We start from the raw sequence: 15,230 nt of genomic DNA on the forward strand, positions 1-15,230 counted from the left end.
CGCCCGGCGTCGTCCTGCCCGGCATCACCACGCCCGGGATCATCCTGCTCGGCCATCGCGTCCCTTCCTCGGCCGCCCCGCCGTCGCCGGGCGTGAATTCGTTCGGAACGGGCGGCACGAATTCACGCGGAACAGCCCGTGTCGCAGCCCGCGGCGGCCGCGACCGGTTCCGGGGCGCCGATGCGCGGCAGGCCCAGGCCGACGCCGACCGGGGCCGTCTTCGGGGTGATGCCGCGCTCGTGGGCGTCGCCGGCGCGGGTGCGGCGGTGGTCGCGGACCTCGCTGTCGGCGATCAGGTGATGCGGCGCGGCGCCGGTGATCTCGACGGTGACCAGGTCGCCGGGGCGGATCGCGGACTCCCCCGGACCGGGCCGGAAATGCACCAGCCGCCCGTCGCGGGCCCGGCCGCTCATCCGGGCGGTGGCCGCGTTCTTCTTGCCGGCGCCCTCGGCGACCAGCAGTTCCACCGCGGTGCCGAGCAGCGCGCGGTTGGCGTCCAGCGAGATCTCCTCCTGGAGGGCGATCAGCCGGTCGTAGCGCTCCTGGACGACCGCCTTGGGCACCTGATCGGCCATCGTCGCGGCCGGGGTGCCGGGCCGGATCGAGTACTGGAAGGTGAACGCGCTGGTGAACCGGGCTCGCCGCACCACATCCAGGGTCTCCTGGAAGTCCTCCTCGGTCTCACCGGGGAAGCCGACGATGATGTCGGTGGTGATCGCGGCGTGCGGCATGGCGGCCCGCACCTTCTCGATGATGCCGAGGTAGCGCTCCTTGCGGTAGGAGCGGCGCATCGCCTTCAGCACCCGGTCGGAACCGGATTGCAGCGGCATGTGCAACTGCGGGCACACGTTCGGGGTCTCGGCCATCGCCTCGATGACGTCCTCGGTGAACTCCGCCGGATGCGGGGAGGTGAACCGGACGCGTTCCAGGCCCTCGATACCGCCGCAGGCGCGCAGCAGTTTCGCGAAGGCGCCGCGGTCGCGGGTCTGCTCGTCGGAGACGTCCGCGAAGTTGACGCCGTAGGAGTTCACGTTCTGACCGAGCAGCGTGACCTCGAGGACGCCCTGTTCGACCAGGGCCTGCACCTCGGCGAGCACATCGCCGGGGCGGCGGTCGACCTCCTTGCCGCGCAGCGACGGCACGATGCAGAAGGTGCAGGTGTTGTTGCAGCCGACCGAGATGGACACCCAGCCCGCGTACGCCGATTCCCGCCTGGCCGGCAGCGTCGACGGGAACGCCTCCAGCGACTCCAGGATCTCGACCTGCGCCTCCTCGTTGTGCCGGGCGCGTTCCAGCAGCACCGGCAGCGAGCCGATGTTGTGGGTGCCGAACACCACGTCCACCCAGGGCGCGCGGCGCACGACGGTGTCACGATCCTTCTGCGCCAGGCAGCCACCGACGGCGATCTGCATCCCGGGCCGCCCGGCCTTGATCGGGGCGAGGTGGCCGAGGGTGCCGTAGAGCTTGTTGTCGGCGTTCTCCCGGACCGCGCAGGTGTTGAACACCACCAGGTCGGCCCCGGCGCCGGGTTCGGCCTTCGCGTATCCGGCGTCCTCGAGCAGGCCCGACAATCGCTCGGAGTCGTGCACGTTCATCTGACAGCCGTAGGTGCGCACCTCGTAGGTCCGCACGACGCTCGGCGACGAGGCGCTGGACGAATTCACTCGTCCAGGGTATCGGGCGGGTAAACGGCCTGCTCCACCCGTAGCCGCCGACCGCCGGTCATGCGTGATCCGGATCACCAATGTCAAGGTATGGTTAAACCCGATGGAACGGGTACTGTCGCCACCCCTGGAAGTTGCGCGAATCCAGTCGTTTCACCCTAAGGTCAAGGACCATGACCGACGCTGCCGACGCGATATCCGGCACCTCCACCGACGCCGCCGACGCGACCACCGCTGCCGACGCCGCACCGATGATCTCGATCCGCGCGGTGAACAAGCATTTCGGCAAGCTGCACGTGCTGCGGGACATCGACCTGGAGGTGCCCCGGGGGCAGGTGGTGATCGTGCTCGGCCCGTCCGGCTCGGGCAAATCCACCCTGTGCCGCACCATCAATCGGCTCGAGACCATCGATTCGGGCACCATCGCCATCGACGGCACCGACCTGCCCGCGGAGGGCCGGGCGCTGGCCCGGCTGCGCACCGAGGTCGGCATGGTGTTCCAGCAGTTCAACCTGTTCGCGCACAAGACAATTCTGGACAACGTCATGCTGGCGCCGGTGAAGGTGCGCGGCATCGACAAGAAGCAGGCGCGGGCACACGCGCTGGAACTACTCGACCGGGTCGGCATCGCCAACCAGGCCGACAAGTATCCGGCGCAGTTGTCCGGCGGGCAGCAGCAGCGCGTGGCCATCGCCCGTGCGCTGGCGATGAATCCCAAGGTGATGCTGTTCGACGAACCCACCTCGGCCCTGGACCCGGAAATGGTCAACGAGGTGCTCGAGGTGATGGCCGGGCTCGCGAAAGAGGGCATGACGATGCTCGTGGTCACCCACGAGATGGGCTTCGCGCGCCGGGCCGGGGATCGGGTGCTGTTCATGGCGGACGGGCAGATCGTCGAGGACAGCGATCCCGAAACCTTCTTCACCGCTCCGAATTCCGATCGGGCGAAGGATTTTCTCGGCAAGATCCTGAGCCACTGAGTCCCCGCGATCGTGATAAATGCGGCGTTCTCCGCACACAAGAGAGAAGGAACACAACAGATGAGGATCACTCGCGCGCTGCGCTTCGGCATCGGCGCCCTCGCCCTGGCTGTGGCCGGCTGTGGTGGCGGCAGTTCCAAATCCGCCGGTGACAAGGCCGCGGACGGCAAGATCACCATCGGTATCAAGTTCGACCAGCCGGGTATCGGCCTGCGCAACAAGGACGGCTCGTTCTCGGGCTTCGACGTCGACGTCGCCAAGTACGTCGCCGGCAAGCTCGGTGTGAAGCCGGAGAACATCACCTTCAAGGAATCGCCGTCGGCGCAGCGCGAGACGCTGCTGCAGAACGGTCAGGTCGACCTCGTCGTCGCGAGCTACTCGATCACCGACTCCCGCAAGGAGAAGGTCGATTTCGCGGGTCCGTACTACATCGCCGGTCAGGGCCTGCTGGTCCGCAAGGACAACACCGACATCACCGGCCCGGAGTCGCTCAAGGGCGGTAAGAAGCTCTGCTCCGTGAAGGGTTCGACCCCGGCGCAGAACATCCAGAAGAACTACGCCCAGGATGTGGCGTTGCAGGAGTACGACACCTACTCGTTGTGCGTGGAGGCGCTGAAGTCCGGCGCGGTCGACGCGGTCACCACCGACGACATCATCCTGGCCGGCTACGCCGCGCAGTCCAGCGGCGCCCTGAAGGTGGTCGGCAAGCCGTTCACCACCGAGAAGTACGGCATCGGTCTCAAGAAGGGCGACAAGGCCACTCGCGACAAGGTCAACGACGCGATCGAGGCCATGGAGAAGGACGGCACCTGGAAGAAGGACCTGGACCAGGAGTTCGGCAGCACCGGCTTCGTGACGTCCCCGGCCCCGGCGGTCGACCGCTACTGATCTCCCGGCTCGCGAGGAGCGGTCGCTCGGCGCCGCTCCTCGTGCCGGCCGCACTGTTTCCATGACGATCGGAGGGACACGGCCGCCGTGTTCGACTTGATCTCCAGGTACGGCTCCCAGCTGCTGCACGCATTCTGGACCACCATCGAGCTGACCGTGTTGTCGGGCATCGGCGCCCTGATCCTGGGCACCGTCGTGGCCGGGATGCGAGTGTCGCCGGTTCCGGTGGCGCGCTGGCTCGGCACGGCCTATGTGACCATCTTCCGCAATACGCCGCTGACCCTGATCCTGGTCTTCTGCTCGCTGGGTCTCTACACCACCCTGCACATCAAACTGGCCGGTGGCAGCGGTCAGAAGTTCCTGGACACCAACAACTTCCGCTTCGCGGTGCTCGGATTGAGCATCTATACCGGCGCTTTCGTCTGTGAGTCGCTGCGCGCCGGCATCAACACGGTCCCGCTCGGGCAGTCCGAGGCGGGCCGGTCGCTGGGGCTGACCTTCGGGCAGAACCTGCGTCATGTGGTGCTGCCGCAGGCGTTCCGGTCGGTGATCGCGCCGCTGGGCAGCGTGCTGATCGCCCTGACCAAGAACTCGACCATCGCCTCCGCGATCGGTGTGGCCGAGGCCGCCAATCTGATGGCCACGATGAACGAATCCGAGGCGCAGTTGCTGGTGATCGGCGCGATCTTCGCCTTCGGCTTCGTGGTGCTGACCCTCCCGCAGGGTCTGCTGTTCGGCTGGCTGGCGAAGCGATACGAGGTGAAGCGATGAGTTCCGACGCCTCCGTCCTGTTCGACGCCCCCGGTCCCCGGACCCGGTTGCGGCACAACATCTATTCGGTCGTGGCGGCCGTGGTGATCGTCGTGATCGCCTGGCTGGTGGTGCGCGCCTTCCAGCACAACGGGCAGATCACCGCCGCGAAGTGGAAGCCGTTCCTGGAGGGCGACGTCTGGCAGACCTATCTGCTGCCGGGTCTGCGCGGCACCATCACCGCGGCGCTGCTGTCGATCGTGTTCGCGCTGATCCTCGGCACGATCTTCGGCCTGGCCCGGCTGTCGGACCACCTCGCCGTGCGGATCGTCGCGGGCGTGATCGTCGAGCTCGCCCGGGCCGTCCCGGTGCTGATCCTGATGATCTTCCTGTACAACTACTTCGCGCAGAACAACCTGATCGTCCCCGATCAGCTGGCGCTCACCGCGGTGGTGGTGGCGCTGACCATCTACAACGGCTCGGTCGTCGCCGAGATCGTGCGTTCGGGCATCCGCTCGCTGCCCAAGGGACAGACCGAGGCGGCGGTCGCGCTGGGCCTGCGCAAGGGTCAGTTGATGCGGCTGATCCTGCTGCCGCAGGCGATCACCGCGATGCTGCCGGCGATCGTGTCGCAGATGGTGGTGGCGCTCAAGGACACCGCGCTCGGCTACCAGATCACCTTCCAGGAGATCGTCCGGCAGGGGCAGCAACTCGGCGCCGCGGAGCAGAACACGGTGCCCGCGCTGATCGTGGTCGCGGTGGTCATGATCGTGCTGAACTGGGCGCTGTCGAAGGCGGCGACCCTGCTGGAGCGCCGGCTGCGCTCGCGCCGGCGCAGCAGTGCGGTGGTTCCGGCCGCCGCGGCGCTCACCGACGCCGCACCCGGACTGGACATCACCCTGTCCGGTAGCAAGACCTGAGGGCATTTCCCGCTGCTACCTCGGCCCCGCCCCCGATCCGTGCGATCGGCGGCGGGGCCGAGGTCGTTTCAGAGCCATCGACTAACCGTTTAAATTGTTTTAACGGTTGACAGCTGTAAGTACCGCGGATACCTTCAGAAGATGTGGCGTCCGGTCATCCGGGGTGGCGTCCTTGCTATCCAGGTTCGCGGCCCGGCAGTCCAGGTTCGCGGCCCGGTAGTCCAGTCGCGTCCCGGTCCAGGTCGCGTCCCGGTCGTCCAGGTCGCGACCCCGCCGTCCAGGGGCGCTCCGGGCAAGCCCGGGGTTGCGCCACCACCGCAGGCAGTCCGGAGGAGGCCCGCATGGGATCGGTTTTCCACGACGGCGAACTGGCCGTGCAGCAGCGAATGGGGCAGGGGCACATCGCCGCCCGGGTGGGTCGCGGTATCCGGGCCGACATCCCCGGCCCGGCGGCGGCCTTCCTCGCCGATCAGCCGATGGTGGTGATCGCGACGGCCGACGACGCCGGGCGGCCGTGGGTCGGCCAGATCATCGGGCTGCCCGGTTTCGCGCAGGTGGTGGACGCGCGCACGATCCTGCTCGGCGGGCGGCCCGCAGCCGGTGATCCGCTGGTGACGCTGCTGCGGACCCGGCGGCGAGTGGGGTTGATCGCGCTGCAACCGCAGACCCGCCGCCGAGTCCGGATCAACGGCGTCGCCGAACCGGACGGCGAGGGCATCCGGCTCACCACCGAACAGGTGTACTCGAACTGCCCGCAGTACATCACCCGGCGCCGGATCGTCGCCTTCGAACCGGCGCTGCCGGGCCCGCCGGTCCGTGCCGCGTCGCTGAATTCCACTGCGCGGCAGATTATCTCGGCGGCCGATTCGTTCTTCGTCGGCAGCGCCGATCCGGACGGCAACGCCGACGCCTCCCACCGCGGCGGTAATCCCGGTTTCCTGCGGGTGCTCTCCCCCACCCAGCTGCGCTGGCCGGACTACCGCGGCAATTCGATGTTCATGACGCTCGGCAACATCGTCACCGACCCGCGCTGCGGCCTGCTGGTACCCGACTGGGCCACCGGCGCCACCCTGCATCTCACCGGCCTCGCCGAGATCACCTGGGACGAAGCGACATTCGCGCCGGGCGCGCAGTGCTCGATCGACTTCACCGTCACCGAGGCGGTCTCGGTGCCGCAGGCGAGCCCGCTGCGCTGGGGCGAGCCCGAGCTGTCCCCGGTCAATCCGGCCTGAGCCGCCGCCTCCCACCGGCACGGCCACTCGTGCCCCATCATGTCCGTGCCGCATCAACCCCGATCGGAAGGAACCCATGACCCGCCCGCCGCTGCCCCCGTTCGACCCGGACTCCGCCCGCGCCAAGGTGCGCGCCGCCGAGAACGCCTGGAACACCCGGGATCCGGAGACCGTCGCGCTGGCCTACACCGAGGATTCGGTGTGGCGCAACCGGGACGAGTTCGTCACCGGCCGGGCGGAGATCATCGAATTCCTCCGCCGCAAGTGGGCACGGGAACTCGAGTACGCACTACGCAAGCAACTCTGGGGCTTCCGGGAGAATCGGATGGCGGTCCGCTTCCAGTACGAGTGGCACGACACCGACGAACAGTGGTGGCGCAGCTACGGCAACGAGCTGTGGGAGTTCACCCCGGAGGGCCTGATGTCGCGGCGCGAGGCGAGCATCAACGACATCGCCATCACCGCGGCCGACCGGCGGATCTTCGGCCCGCGCGGCCCCGAGCAGGAGCTCTGGGAGCTGCCACTGCGATGAACACGCGGATCCCGTTGCCCCGCTGCGGGGCAACGGGATCCGCGTGTTCATCTCACCAGGACCGCGGCAGCGGCGGCGGCCGGTCCGGGCGTCCGCGGGCGACGACGGTACGACCCGGAGAGCAGCAGGCCCGGTACCACCCGGCCCCGTCCGCTGTCACTGTCGAGCCCGACGCCTGGAGCCGGACTCACGTTGCGCGGCAACAAGTCCCATCTCCCGCTACCCCACCGGCACCGCCCGGGCGGCGGATTCGGGAGTCCGGGCGCGGCGGTGGAACAGCCCGAAGACCAGAACTGCGGCGACGAGACCCACCCCGGCCGCCACGGTCACCGCGGCGTCCAGCCCGGAGACGAACTGTGACAACGGGATCCGGCGATCCGCACCGGCCCTGCCGCGGAACACCGTGCCCAGCATCGCGACTCCCAGCGCCAGGCCGAGCTGCCGGGTGGTGTTGACCGCGCCCGCGGCGATGCCGCTCTGCTGCGGCGGTACCGCCGCCATGCCGACCGAGACCAGCGACGGGGCCATCACGCCGACCCCGATGCCGATCACCGTGAAGCCCGCGAGCAGGGCGGTCCAGGTCGATCCGGCGTCGATCATCGTGAGCAGCGCACTGCCCGCGCCGATCACCGCCAGGCCGCCGCCGATGGTCCACTTCGGCGCGAGTTCGTGCAGGAAACGGCTGTACAGGGCGGCCACCAGGAATGCCGTCACCGCCAGCGGCAGCATCGCCAGCCCCGCCTGCAACGGCGACAACCGCAGCTGCTGTTGCAGCCACAGCGACACCAGCGGAGTACTGGCGAAGGCCGCGAAGTTGAAGGCCGCCGCGGCGACCAGGGTCGCGGTGAACGCCCGGTTGCGCAACAGCACGAGCGGGAACATCGCAGTGGCACTGCGGCTTTCGATCAGCACGAAGACCACCGTGGCCAGCGCGCCGCCACCCAGCGTCAGCAGCGCGGAAGTGTCGGACCAGCCGTGCTCGCCGCCCCGGATGATGCCGTAGGTGAGCGCGGTCGCCCCCACCGCGAACGCCGACATGCCCGGCACGTCGACGCCGGTTCCCGGCCGTCGCGGCGAGGCGGCGAACACCACGGCCGACAGCCCGATCGCCAGCGCCGCGATCGGCAGGTTCACCAGGAAGATCCAGCGCCAGGACAGCAGATCGGTCAGCGCGCCGCCGAGCACCACGCCGATGCCGGCCGCCGCGCCCGCCACCGCACCCCAGGCGCCGAACGCGATGCCCCGGTCACGGCCGGTATAGGTCAGATGCAGCAGCGACAGGGTGGTCGCCAGCATCGCGGCGCCGCCGACGCCCTGGACGACGCGGGCGGCCACCAGCACCGCCGACGACTGCGCGAGTCCGCACGCCAGCGAGGCCACCGCGAACACGGCCAGCCCGGCCAGATAGACCGGCTTCGCACCCAGCCGATCGGCCAGCGAGCCGAGCACCAGTAGCAGCGCCGCCAGGGCCAGGGCGTATCCGTCGATCACCCACTGCAATCCGGACAGGCCGGTGCCGAGATCGGCGGCGATGGCGGGCAGGGCGACGTTCACGATGGTGATGTCGATGAGCAGGATCAGCGTGCCCAGACACGCCGCGAACAAGGGGAGCCATCTCCGCACGAAAACCTCCGGAATCGGGACCGGCCACATGCCGGGTCGAGGGATATCGACACCCAAGGTTCCGGGATGCTTGAATATCCACCCAGTCGTTGCGCGATATGTGGGTGATTCCTCCGATGGATGCCGAGAAGGATAGCGAATCCTCCGTGCTGGATCTGCTCGACAAGCAGATCGTGCACGGCCTCGCCACCGATCCGCGGATCTCGTTCGCGCGGCTCGGCGCGATCCTCGGTGTCTCCGAACAGACCGCCGCCCGGCGCTACCAGGCGCTGCGGCGGCGCGGCATGATCCACATCGCGGGCCTGGTCGACACGGTGCCGCTGGGCAGTCCGAGCTGGATGCTGCGGTTGCAGTCGACGCCGGACAAGGCGCTGCGGCTGGCCGAGGCCCTGACCCGGCTGCCCGACGTGGCCTGGGTGCAGTTGCTGTCCACCGGTTCCGAGGTGACCTGTGTCAGCCGGCCGCGCACCCTGGAGCAGCGGGATCGGCTGTTGCTCGACACCCTGCCACGGGCCAGTCAGGTGACCGGGATGATCGCGCACGAGATCATCCACCGCTTCCCGCTGGACGAGGAGTGGCCGCGCTACGGCCGGCTGCTGACCCCGGACCAGCGGCGCGAGCTGGGGTCCAGCCGGCGGTCGAAGCCCGACCGCATCGGTCCCGACCCGGCGGTGGACCTGTCGGCCGACGAGACCCTGCTGGCCGCGCTGGCCCGCGACGGACGCGCCTCGTACGCCCGGCTCGCCACCGAAACCGGTTGGAGCGCAGTGCGAGTCGCGCGCCGCATGGCCGAGTTGACGCAGGCGGGGGTGCTGTATCTGGACGTCGATTTCGCCATCGAGCGGATGGGATACGCCGTGCGCGCGTCCCTCTGGCTGCGGACCCGGCCCACCGATCTGCACGCGGTCGGCGTGGCGATCGCCGGTTTTCCGGAGACGGCCTTCGTGGCGGCGACCACCGGGCCGACGAACATCGTGGCCTCCATCGTCTGCCGGGACACCGCGCATCTGTACCGGTATCTCACCGAGCGGCTGGGCGCGCTGGACGGCATCGCCGGCGTGGAGGTCACCCCCACCCTGCGGGTGCTGAAACAGGCGCAGTCCATGCTGCTGCCCACCGATCGGATCGCCCCGGCGGCCCCGATGTCCCCGGCCGGCCGCGGGTAGCACCCGGGTTGCCCGGTGATTTCCCGTATCGCGGGGCGCGTCGCTTGCCTCGAACAGATGTTCGTCTAAGCTGGCCGCCAGAACTTGTCGGTGCCACCGGCTAGCGTGGGCGGCAACCAGACTCCAGACCCACCAGTCGAAAAGGGGATCAGACGATGCCACCACAGGCCTACGACCGCGACAAGGCCCTCGAGCTGGCGCTCGCCCAGGTCGAGAAGAGCTTCGGCAAGGGCGCGGTCATGCGCCTGGGCGAAGAGGCGCGCCAGCCCATCTCGGTGATCCCCACCGGTTCCATCGCACTGGATGTGGCGCTGGGCATCGGCGGCCTGCCGCGCGGCCGCATCGTCGAGATCTACGGTCCGGAATCCTCGGGTAAGACCACCGTCGCCCTGCACGCGGTCGCCAACGCCCAGGCCAACGGCGGTGTCGCGGCCTTCATCGACGCCGAGCACGCGCTCGACCCCGACTATGCCGCCAAACTCGGCGTCGACACCGACGCCCTGCTGGTCTCCCAGCCCGACACCGGTGAGCAGGCCCTCGAGATCGCCGACATGCTGATCCGTTCCGGCGCGCTCGACATCATCGTCATCGACTCGGTGGCCGCCCTGGTCCCCCGCGCCGAGATCGAGGGCGAGATGGGCGACAGCCACGTCGGCCTCCAGGCCCGCCTCATGAGCCAGGCGCTCCGCAAGATCACCAGCGCGCTGAACAATTCGGGCACCACCGCCATCTTCATCAACCAGCTGCGCGAGAAGATCGGCGTCATGTTCGGCTCGCCCGAGACCACCACCGGCGGTAAGGCACTGAAGTTCTACGCCTCGGTCCGCTTGGACGTGCGCCGCATCGAGACCCTCAAGGACGGTACCGACGCGGTCGGCAACCGCACCCGGGTCAAGGTCGTCAAGAACAAGGTGAGCCCGCCGTTCAAGCAGGCCGAGTTCGACATCCTGTACGGGTTCGGCATCTCCAAGGAGGGCTCGATCATCGATATGGGTGTCGAGCACGGATTCATCCGGAAGTCCGGCTCCTGGTACACCTACGAGGGCGACCAGCTCGGCCAGGGCAAGGAAAACGCACGAAAGTTCCTGCTGGAGAACACCGACGTGCGCGACGAGGTCGAGAAGAAGATCAAGGAGAAGCTCGGTATCGGTGCGGATGTCACCGCAGACGCGGGCGTGGAGGCGCCCGTCGACTTCTGAGCCGATGCCGCACCGAGAAGCGCCGGAGCCACACCCCCTCCACGGCTCCGACGCGACTCGGCTCGACGCGGTCGAGCGGCTGCGCCGGCAGATAGAGCACCTGGAATCTGCCGACGCCCGCTCGACCGGGTCCGAGCCACTGGGGGACCCCCGCCCGAAACGCATCCGCTCCACCCACCGCGCGAAACGAAAGCCCCACCCCGACTCCTCGAACCCCGAACCATCCCAAGGCATCTGGCGCTCCGACAACGGCCCCCTCACCTCCACCTCGGAATCCGTTCCACAGCACCAGGAATGGAATGTGGAGGCGGCCCGGCGCGCCGAAGCGGCTCGGCAGGCCGAGACGGATCCACGGGCCGATAAGGTCCGGGAGAACGAGCGCCACCAGCAGGACGAGGCGGCTGTGCGAGCCGACACGGACCCGCACGCCGAGACTGCCAGGCGAGCCGACACGGACCTGCATACCGAGGTAGACAGGCAGGCCGAGTTGGGTCGGTCGGTTGAAGCAGCGTCACCGCGCAAAGCCGCTCGGCGAGACGAAACGAGTTCGTGGGACGAAGCGGCTCGGCCGAAGGTGATCGGCCGACAGCGCGAGCCGGGTCGGCGGGACGAGACGACTCGGGAGACGGAGCTCGGATATCGGGGCGAGGTAGCGCAGCGGGCCGGGGCGGCGGAGTCGGACACCTGTGCACCCGAAGCGGAGCATGACGAACGCCGAGGGCGGTCCGGTGGAAAGAACCGAGCCGAAGGCGGACCCGCGAAGCGTGGCGGCCGGCGGCGGGGTGGTGGCAATGCGGAGGCCGCACCCGGCGGAGGTACCGAGGCGCAAGCGAAAGAGGTGTGCCTGCGGCTGCTCACCGACCGTGCGCGCAGCCGGGCGGAGCTTGCGAAGAAGTTGGCGGACAAGGGTTTCACCCCCGAGGTCGCCGACCGTGTGCTGGATCGGCTCACCGAGGTCGGCCTCCTCGACGACGCGGCGTTCGCCGAGCAGTGGGTCCATTCCCGGCACACCTATTCGGGCCGAGGCAAGAGGGCCCTCGTACAAGAGCTGCGGCGCAAGGGAATTGCCGACACGGACGCGGAAGCCGCGCTGACGGCCATCACCCCCGACGACGAGTACGCGCGAGCGATCGAGCTCGTCCGCGCCAAGCTGCGCACCCGGACCGGAACCCTCGACCGCGACAAGGCCGTTCAGCGCCTCGTCGCCATGCTCATGCGACGCGGCTACAACCAGTCCACCGCCTATGCCGCTGTTATCGCCGAATTTCCCACCACCAGAGGACTTTTCGCCGACATCGACGCCGAGTCGGACGACCGGGCCGGCACAGATGCCACTACCGAAACCCGTACCCGTACAGGTGCTGCCTCCGAAACCAGAACCGGCGCAGGTGCCACCACCGAAACCGGCACCCGAACAGACGCGGACGCCACTACCGAGACAGGCGACCCGGCTGGCGCGAGCACCGGAACCGGCGCGGGCGCCGGGAACCGGGCCGGGCGGCTGAATCGTGCTGTCCCTGCCCGATCGGCTGGGATCGATGCCGACGCCGCCGCCGACCTCGTGCGGCGCAAGCTCCGCACACTCTCGGCGGACCTCCCCCGGGACACCGTGCTGCGGCGGCTGGTCGGCATGCTGGCCCGGCGGGGGTACAACCAGTCCGCCGCCTACGCCCTCGTGAAAGCCGAACTGCAACAGGCTCGTACCGACGCGGACGCCGCCGACCGCGATGGCGAGGTGGATCCGCCGCCACGCGGGACCTCACCCCGACGGCTGGAGTTCCACCGCGGCAAGACGATTCGGCAGGCTGCGACACCCGACGAAGACGACGACCCGGACGCCGCGGCAGGTGACGACGAACGTGATCGCGCCGCCGAGCTGGTGCGCAAGAAACTCCGGACCATGTCGGCCGAGCTGCGGCGGGACAAGGCGGCTTCCCAATTGGTCGGCCTGCTCGCCCGCCGCGGCATCTCCTCCGCCACCGCGTATTCCGTGGTGTTCGACGAACTGAACCGCCGGGGCGAGGATTCCGGTGACCATCCCACCGATTGACCGAGCAGGAGCCTCTCGATGCTGGACCACCTGGCCATCCAATGCGCCGACGTCACCGTCAGCGCCGCCTTCTACGACACCGTGCTGGCCACGATCGGCGGCGCCCGGCAGATGGATTTCGGGCCGGTCATCGGCTATGGCAGCACACCGAAACCCGACTTCTGGCTGGGCCCCAGCACCGGTGCGGATTTCCGCGAGTCGCACATCGCCTTCGCCGCGCCGGACCGCGCTGCCGTGCGCGCCTTCTTCGACGCCGCCGTTGCCACGGGGGCCGAGGTCCTGCACGAGCCCCGCCTCTGGCCCGAATACCACCCGACCTACTACGGCGCCTTCGTCCGCGACCCCGACGGCAACAACGTCGAAGCCGTCTGCCACACCCCGGAGTAGCGCCCGAGGCAGTACCGCGCACCCTGGGGCAGCACTACAAGCAAGCGCTCGCCCCGGGGCAGCACGCCTACAGCACCTCCGGCGATGCGGCCGAAAAGCTTCCGGCATCAGGTGGGCTGCGGCCCGTCGCCGACGGCCGGACCTCGCACACATCCGCGAAATCGCGCCCACCGGTGGCCGCGGCGGCCGGGGCACCCCCTCACCCTGGCTGTGAGGTCGGAGACGGGCCACCATCGGAAGGCGCGGTCACGCGGCCCCCACCGGAGTCGTCCGGGGTATCTGCCAGGCTTCGGCCAATCGCGACGGGTGCACTTGCACACCGTTGCCGAAGAATTCGCAGAACTTCATGATCAACGGATCCCAGCGCAACGGGTCGATGTGCGTGGTACCGGGCACGATCAGGTGCTCGTCCACATGGGCGCGCAGCACCCGGACGGTGAGTGCGGTGGCGCGGTCGTCCGCGTCGAACGGCGCGGCCGACAGCAGTTCGCATTCCAGTTGTATCGGGCATTCGGCCACGCGGGGGGCGGCGACCAGATCCGCGGGCGCCGGGGTGAGCCGGGCGGCGCCGAACTTGTCCGGCTCGTACCGGTACCCCATCTCGATCCTGTGCGGCGACAAGGCCGGTGTGCCGGTCAGCAGTGCCAACCGGTCGACGGCGTCCACGTGGGCAGCGGCGGGCAGGTTGAGGACACATTCCTTCTCCCGCAACAGGTTCCGGGTGGTCTGTGAACCGGTGTTCATCCCGAGCATGCACTGATCGCCCAGCCACCACGCCGACGACATGGGTGCGAGATTCGCCGTGCCGTCTGGGTTGCGGGTACTGATCAGTACCACCGGCGTGCCGAAATAGAGGACCTTCAGGTCGATGTTCCGATGCATGCCCTCCACTGTGCTGAGCCGCCGGACCCGGCGCTGGCGGGAAGCGGACCTCGCGTCCGTGCGGTCAGATCCCCGCGACGACCGCGGATGCGCATTCGGCACGGCTGAGCGCGCGCAGCACCGCCACCTGCCCGTACCGCACCACCGCGAGCCGGGCCAGCAGGTCCAGTATCGGTTCGAACACGTGCGGGGCAGTGGCGGGGGTCGGGATGTCGGCGCCGAGAGCGAGATCGGCGGAATGCACGGCGATCTCCAGCAGCCTGGTCAGCGGGAAGTCGTCGAGCAGCATCGGCAGGCCGCCCGCGGTCGACACCACCCGATCGGCCGGTGCGGCGACCACCGGCGGCCGCTGGTCGGCCAGCGCCGATTCGACCCCGGCCACCAGTGCGGTGACACCGCCGCCTCGCTGCCGCGCCTGATCCGCACATTGCTCTCCGCATCCACCCCGTCGTGGAATGCCGCTGCGGCAGCGAAGAATTCGAGGACCGAACGTAGGCGAGCCGCCGATGGACGACACGGTTCACCGTCAACGGTCTTCGAGCGCGTACCCGGCGGTCTCGGTGATGTGATCGGGGACGGCGTCGTGCCGGTCGCCGACGTTGGTGGTGCCGCTGGGCTCGAACAGCAGGATCGAGGCGCCGGTGGGGGCCGCCGGTCGGTGTTCGGTGCCGCGCGGGACCGAGAACACCGCGCCGGTCGGCAGGTGGACGGTGCGCTCCCCCGCGGGCTCGCGCATCGCGATCTCCAGGCGCCCGTCGAGCACCAGGAAGAATTCGTCGGTGTGTTCGTGGACGTGCCAGACGAATTCGCCGTGCAGTTTGGCGATGCGCACGTCGTAGTCGTTCACGCGGGTGACGATGTGCGGCTTCCAGAGGGCGTCGAAGGCGGCCAGGGCGGTGGCGAGGGCGATCGGTTCGGTGCTCATGGGAGCATCCTGGCCGGTTGCCCGGGGTCGCC

General features: G+C 69.2%; 14 protein-coding genes and 1 pseudogene. 10 read left to right on the forward strand and 5 right to left on the reverse strand.

The annotated features are described in order from the left end of the window. Positions 1-122: 122 nt before the first annotated feature. Positions 123-1,664 (reverse strand): tRNA (N6-isopentenyl adenosine(37)-C2)-methylthiotransferase MiaB, encoded by a 1,542-nt coding sequence (gene miaB / locus LBW94_RS21705; RefSeq protein ID WP_225052801.1) that lies wholly within the window; start codon positions 1,662-1,664, stop codon positions 123-125. 251 nt (positions 1,665-1,915) lie between these two features. On the opposite strand from miaB, the gene LBW94_RS21710 reads away from it, so the two are divergent. The 6 genes from LBW94_RS21710 to LBW94_RS21735 all read left to right on the forward strand — a co-directional run bounded on the left by LBW94_RS21710 (position 1,916) and on the right by LBW94_RS21735 (position 6,966). Then, positions 1,916-2,644 (forward strand): amino acid ABC transporter ATP-binding protein, encoded by a 729-nt coding sequence (locus tag LBW94_RS21710; protein WP_225053257.1) that lies wholly within the window; start codon positions 1,916-1,918, stop codon positions 2,642-2,644. A 60-nt stretch (positions 2,645-2,704) separates the two neighbouring features. Continuing rightward, entirely contained in the window at positions 2,705-3,532 is an 828-nt protein-coding gene (locus tag LBW94_RS21715) for a glutamate ABC transporter substrate-binding protein (RefSeq protein WP_225052803.1), read from the forward strand. Between the two features lie 87 nt (positions 3,533-3,619). Beyond that, positions 3,620-4,303, forward strand: coding sequence for an amino acid ABC transporter permease (locus LBW94_RS21720; RefSeq protein ID WP_225052805.1), 684 nt, complete (start codon positions 3,620-3,622; stop codon positions 4,301-4,303). Next, positions 4,300-5,202 (forward strand): amino acid ABC transporter permease, encoded by a 903-nt coding sequence (locus tag LBW94_RS21725; RefSeq protein WP_225052807.1) that lies wholly within the window; start codon positions 4,300-4,302, stop codon positions 5,200-5,202. Before LBW94_RS21720 ends, LBW94_RS21725 begins: the two co-directional genes overlap by 4 nt. Before the next feature lie 341 nt (positions 5,203-5,543). Next, positions 5,544-6,434 carry a pyridoxamine 5'-phosphate oxidase family protein gene (locus LBW94_RS21730; protein WP_225052809.1) on the forward strand — a complete coding sequence of 297 codons (891 nt, stop codon included), beginning with the start codon at positions 5,544-5,546 and terminating at the stop codon, positions 6,432-6,434. Between the two features lie 76 nt (positions 6,435-6,510). Continuing rightward, positions 6,511-6,966, forward strand: coding sequence for a nuclear transport factor 2 family protein (locus LBW94_RS21735; RefSeq protein WP_225052811.1), 456 nt, complete (start codon positions 6,511-6,513; stop codon positions 6,964-6,966). A gap of 219 nt (positions 6,967-7,185) precedes the next feature. On the opposite strand, the gene LBW94_RS21740 is transcribed toward LBW94_RS21735, so the two are convergent. Beyond that, complete coding sequence (locus LBW94_RS21740; protein WP_225052813.1) at positions 7,186-8,589, reverse strand: MFS transporter; 1,404 nt, start codon at positions 8,587-8,589, stop codon at positions 7,186-7,188. A gap of 116 nt (positions 8,590-8,705) precedes the next feature. Between LBW94_RS21740 and LBW94_RS21745 the strand changes: the two genes are divergently transcribed. From LBW94_RS21745 to LBW94_RS21765, 4 genes and pseudogenes are all read left to right on the forward strand, one after another. Continuing rightward, the gene (locus LBW94_RS21745; protein ID WP_225052814.1) at positions 8,706-9,755 is read left to right on the forward strand and encodes an Lrp/AsnC family transcriptional regulator; all 1,050 of its coding nucleotides are present in this window, start codon (positions 8,706-8,708) and stop codon (positions 9,753-9,755) included. Positions 9,756-9,910: 155 nt separating this feature from the next. Continuing rightward, the gene (gene recA / locus LBW94_RS21750) at positions 9,911-10,954 is read left to right on the forward strand and encodes a recombinase RecA (RefSeq protein ID WP_019928040.1); all 1,044 of its coding nucleotides are present in this window, start codon (positions 9,911-9,913) and stop codon (positions 10,952-10,954) included. Positions 10,955-11,750: 796 nt separating this feature from the next. Further along, positions 11,751-12,227: pseudogene (gene recX, locus LBW94_RS21755) on the forward strand (recombination regulator RecX); the annotation flags it as partial. A gap of 795 nt (positions 12,228-13,022) precedes the next feature. Next, positions 13,023-13,391 carry a VOC family protein gene (locus LBW94_RS21765; RefSeq protein ID WP_225052816.1) on the forward strand — a complete coding sequence of 123 codons (369 nt, stop codon included), beginning with the start codon at positions 13,023-13,025 and terminating at the stop codon, positions 13,389-13,391. Positions 13,392-13,637: 246 nt separating this feature from the next. Here the strand turns inward: LBW94_RS21765 and LBW94_RS21770 are convergent, their stop codons facing one another. The 3 genes from LBW94_RS21770 to LBW94_RS21780 form a co-directional block, all read right to left on the reverse strand. Continuing rightward, positions 13,638-14,273, reverse strand: a complete 636-nt coding sequence (locus LBW94_RS21770; protein ID WP_225052818.1) for a flavin reductase family protein — start codon at positions 14,271-14,273, stop codon at positions 13,638-13,640. 64 nt (positions 14,274-14,337) lie between these two features. Beyond that, positions 14,338-14,655: a hypothetical protein gene (locus LBW94_RS21775; RefSeq protein ID WP_225052819.1), complete on the reverse strand. Its 318-nt coding sequence runs from the start codon at positions 14,653-14,655 to the stop codon at positions 14,338-14,340. Positions 14,656-14,799: 144 nt separating this feature from the next. Then, a complete protein-coding gene (locus LBW94_RS21780; RefSeq protein WP_225052821.1) occupies positions 14,800-15,198 on the reverse strand; it encodes a cupin domain-containing protein in 399 nt (132 codons plus the stop codon). Between the last annotated feature and the right edge of the window lie 32 nt (positions 15,199-15,230).

Origin of the sequence: Nocardia sp. alder85J (genome assembly GCF_020176955.2) — a bacterium.
GTDB lineage: Bacteria > Actinomycetota > Actinomycetes > Mycobacteriales > Mycobacteriaceae > Nocardia.

Bases quoted from the DNA above. Each gene is read 5' to 3' on its own strand.
- LBW94_RS21710 (WP_225053257.1), top strand. From the start codon at position 1,916: ATGATCTCGATCCGCGCGGTGAACAAGCATTTCGGCAAGCTGCACGTG.
- LBW94_RS21715 (WP_225052803.1), top strand. From the start codon at position 2,705: ATGAGGATCACTCGCGCGCTGCGCTTCGGCATCGGCGCCCTCGCCCTG.
- LBW94_RS21725 (WP_225052807.1), top strand. From the start codon at position 4,300: ATGAGTTCCGACGCCTCCGTCCTGTTCGACGCCCCCGGTCCCCGGACC.
- LBW94_RS21730 (WP_225052809.1), top strand. From the start codon at position 5,544: ATGGGATCGGTTTTCCACGACGGCGAACTGGCCGTGCAGCAGCGAATG.
- LBW94_RS21735 (WP_225052811.1), top strand. From the start codon at position 6,511: ATGACCCGCCCGCCGCTGCCCCCGTTCGACCCGGACTCCGCCCGCGCC.
- LBW94_RS21745 (WP_225052814.1), top strand. From the start codon at position 8,706: ATGGATGCCGAGAAGGATAGCGAATCCTCCGTGCTGGATCTGCTCGAC.
- recA (WP_019928040.1), top strand. From the start codon at position 9,911: ATGCCACCACAGGCCTACGACCGCGACAAGGCCCTCGAGCTGGCGCTC.
- LBW94_RS21765 (WP_225052816.1), top strand. From the start codon at position 13,023: ATGCTGGACCACCTGGCCATCCAATGCGCCGACGTCACCGTCAGCGCC.
- LBW94_RS21770 (WP_225052818.1), bottom strand. From the start codon at position 14,273: ATGCATCGGAACATCGACCTGAAGGTCCTCTATTTCGGCACGCCGGTG.
- LBW94_RS21780 (WP_225052821.1), bottom strand. From the start codon at position 15,198: ATGAGCACCGAACCGATCGCCCTCGCCACCGCCCTGGCCGCCTTCGAC.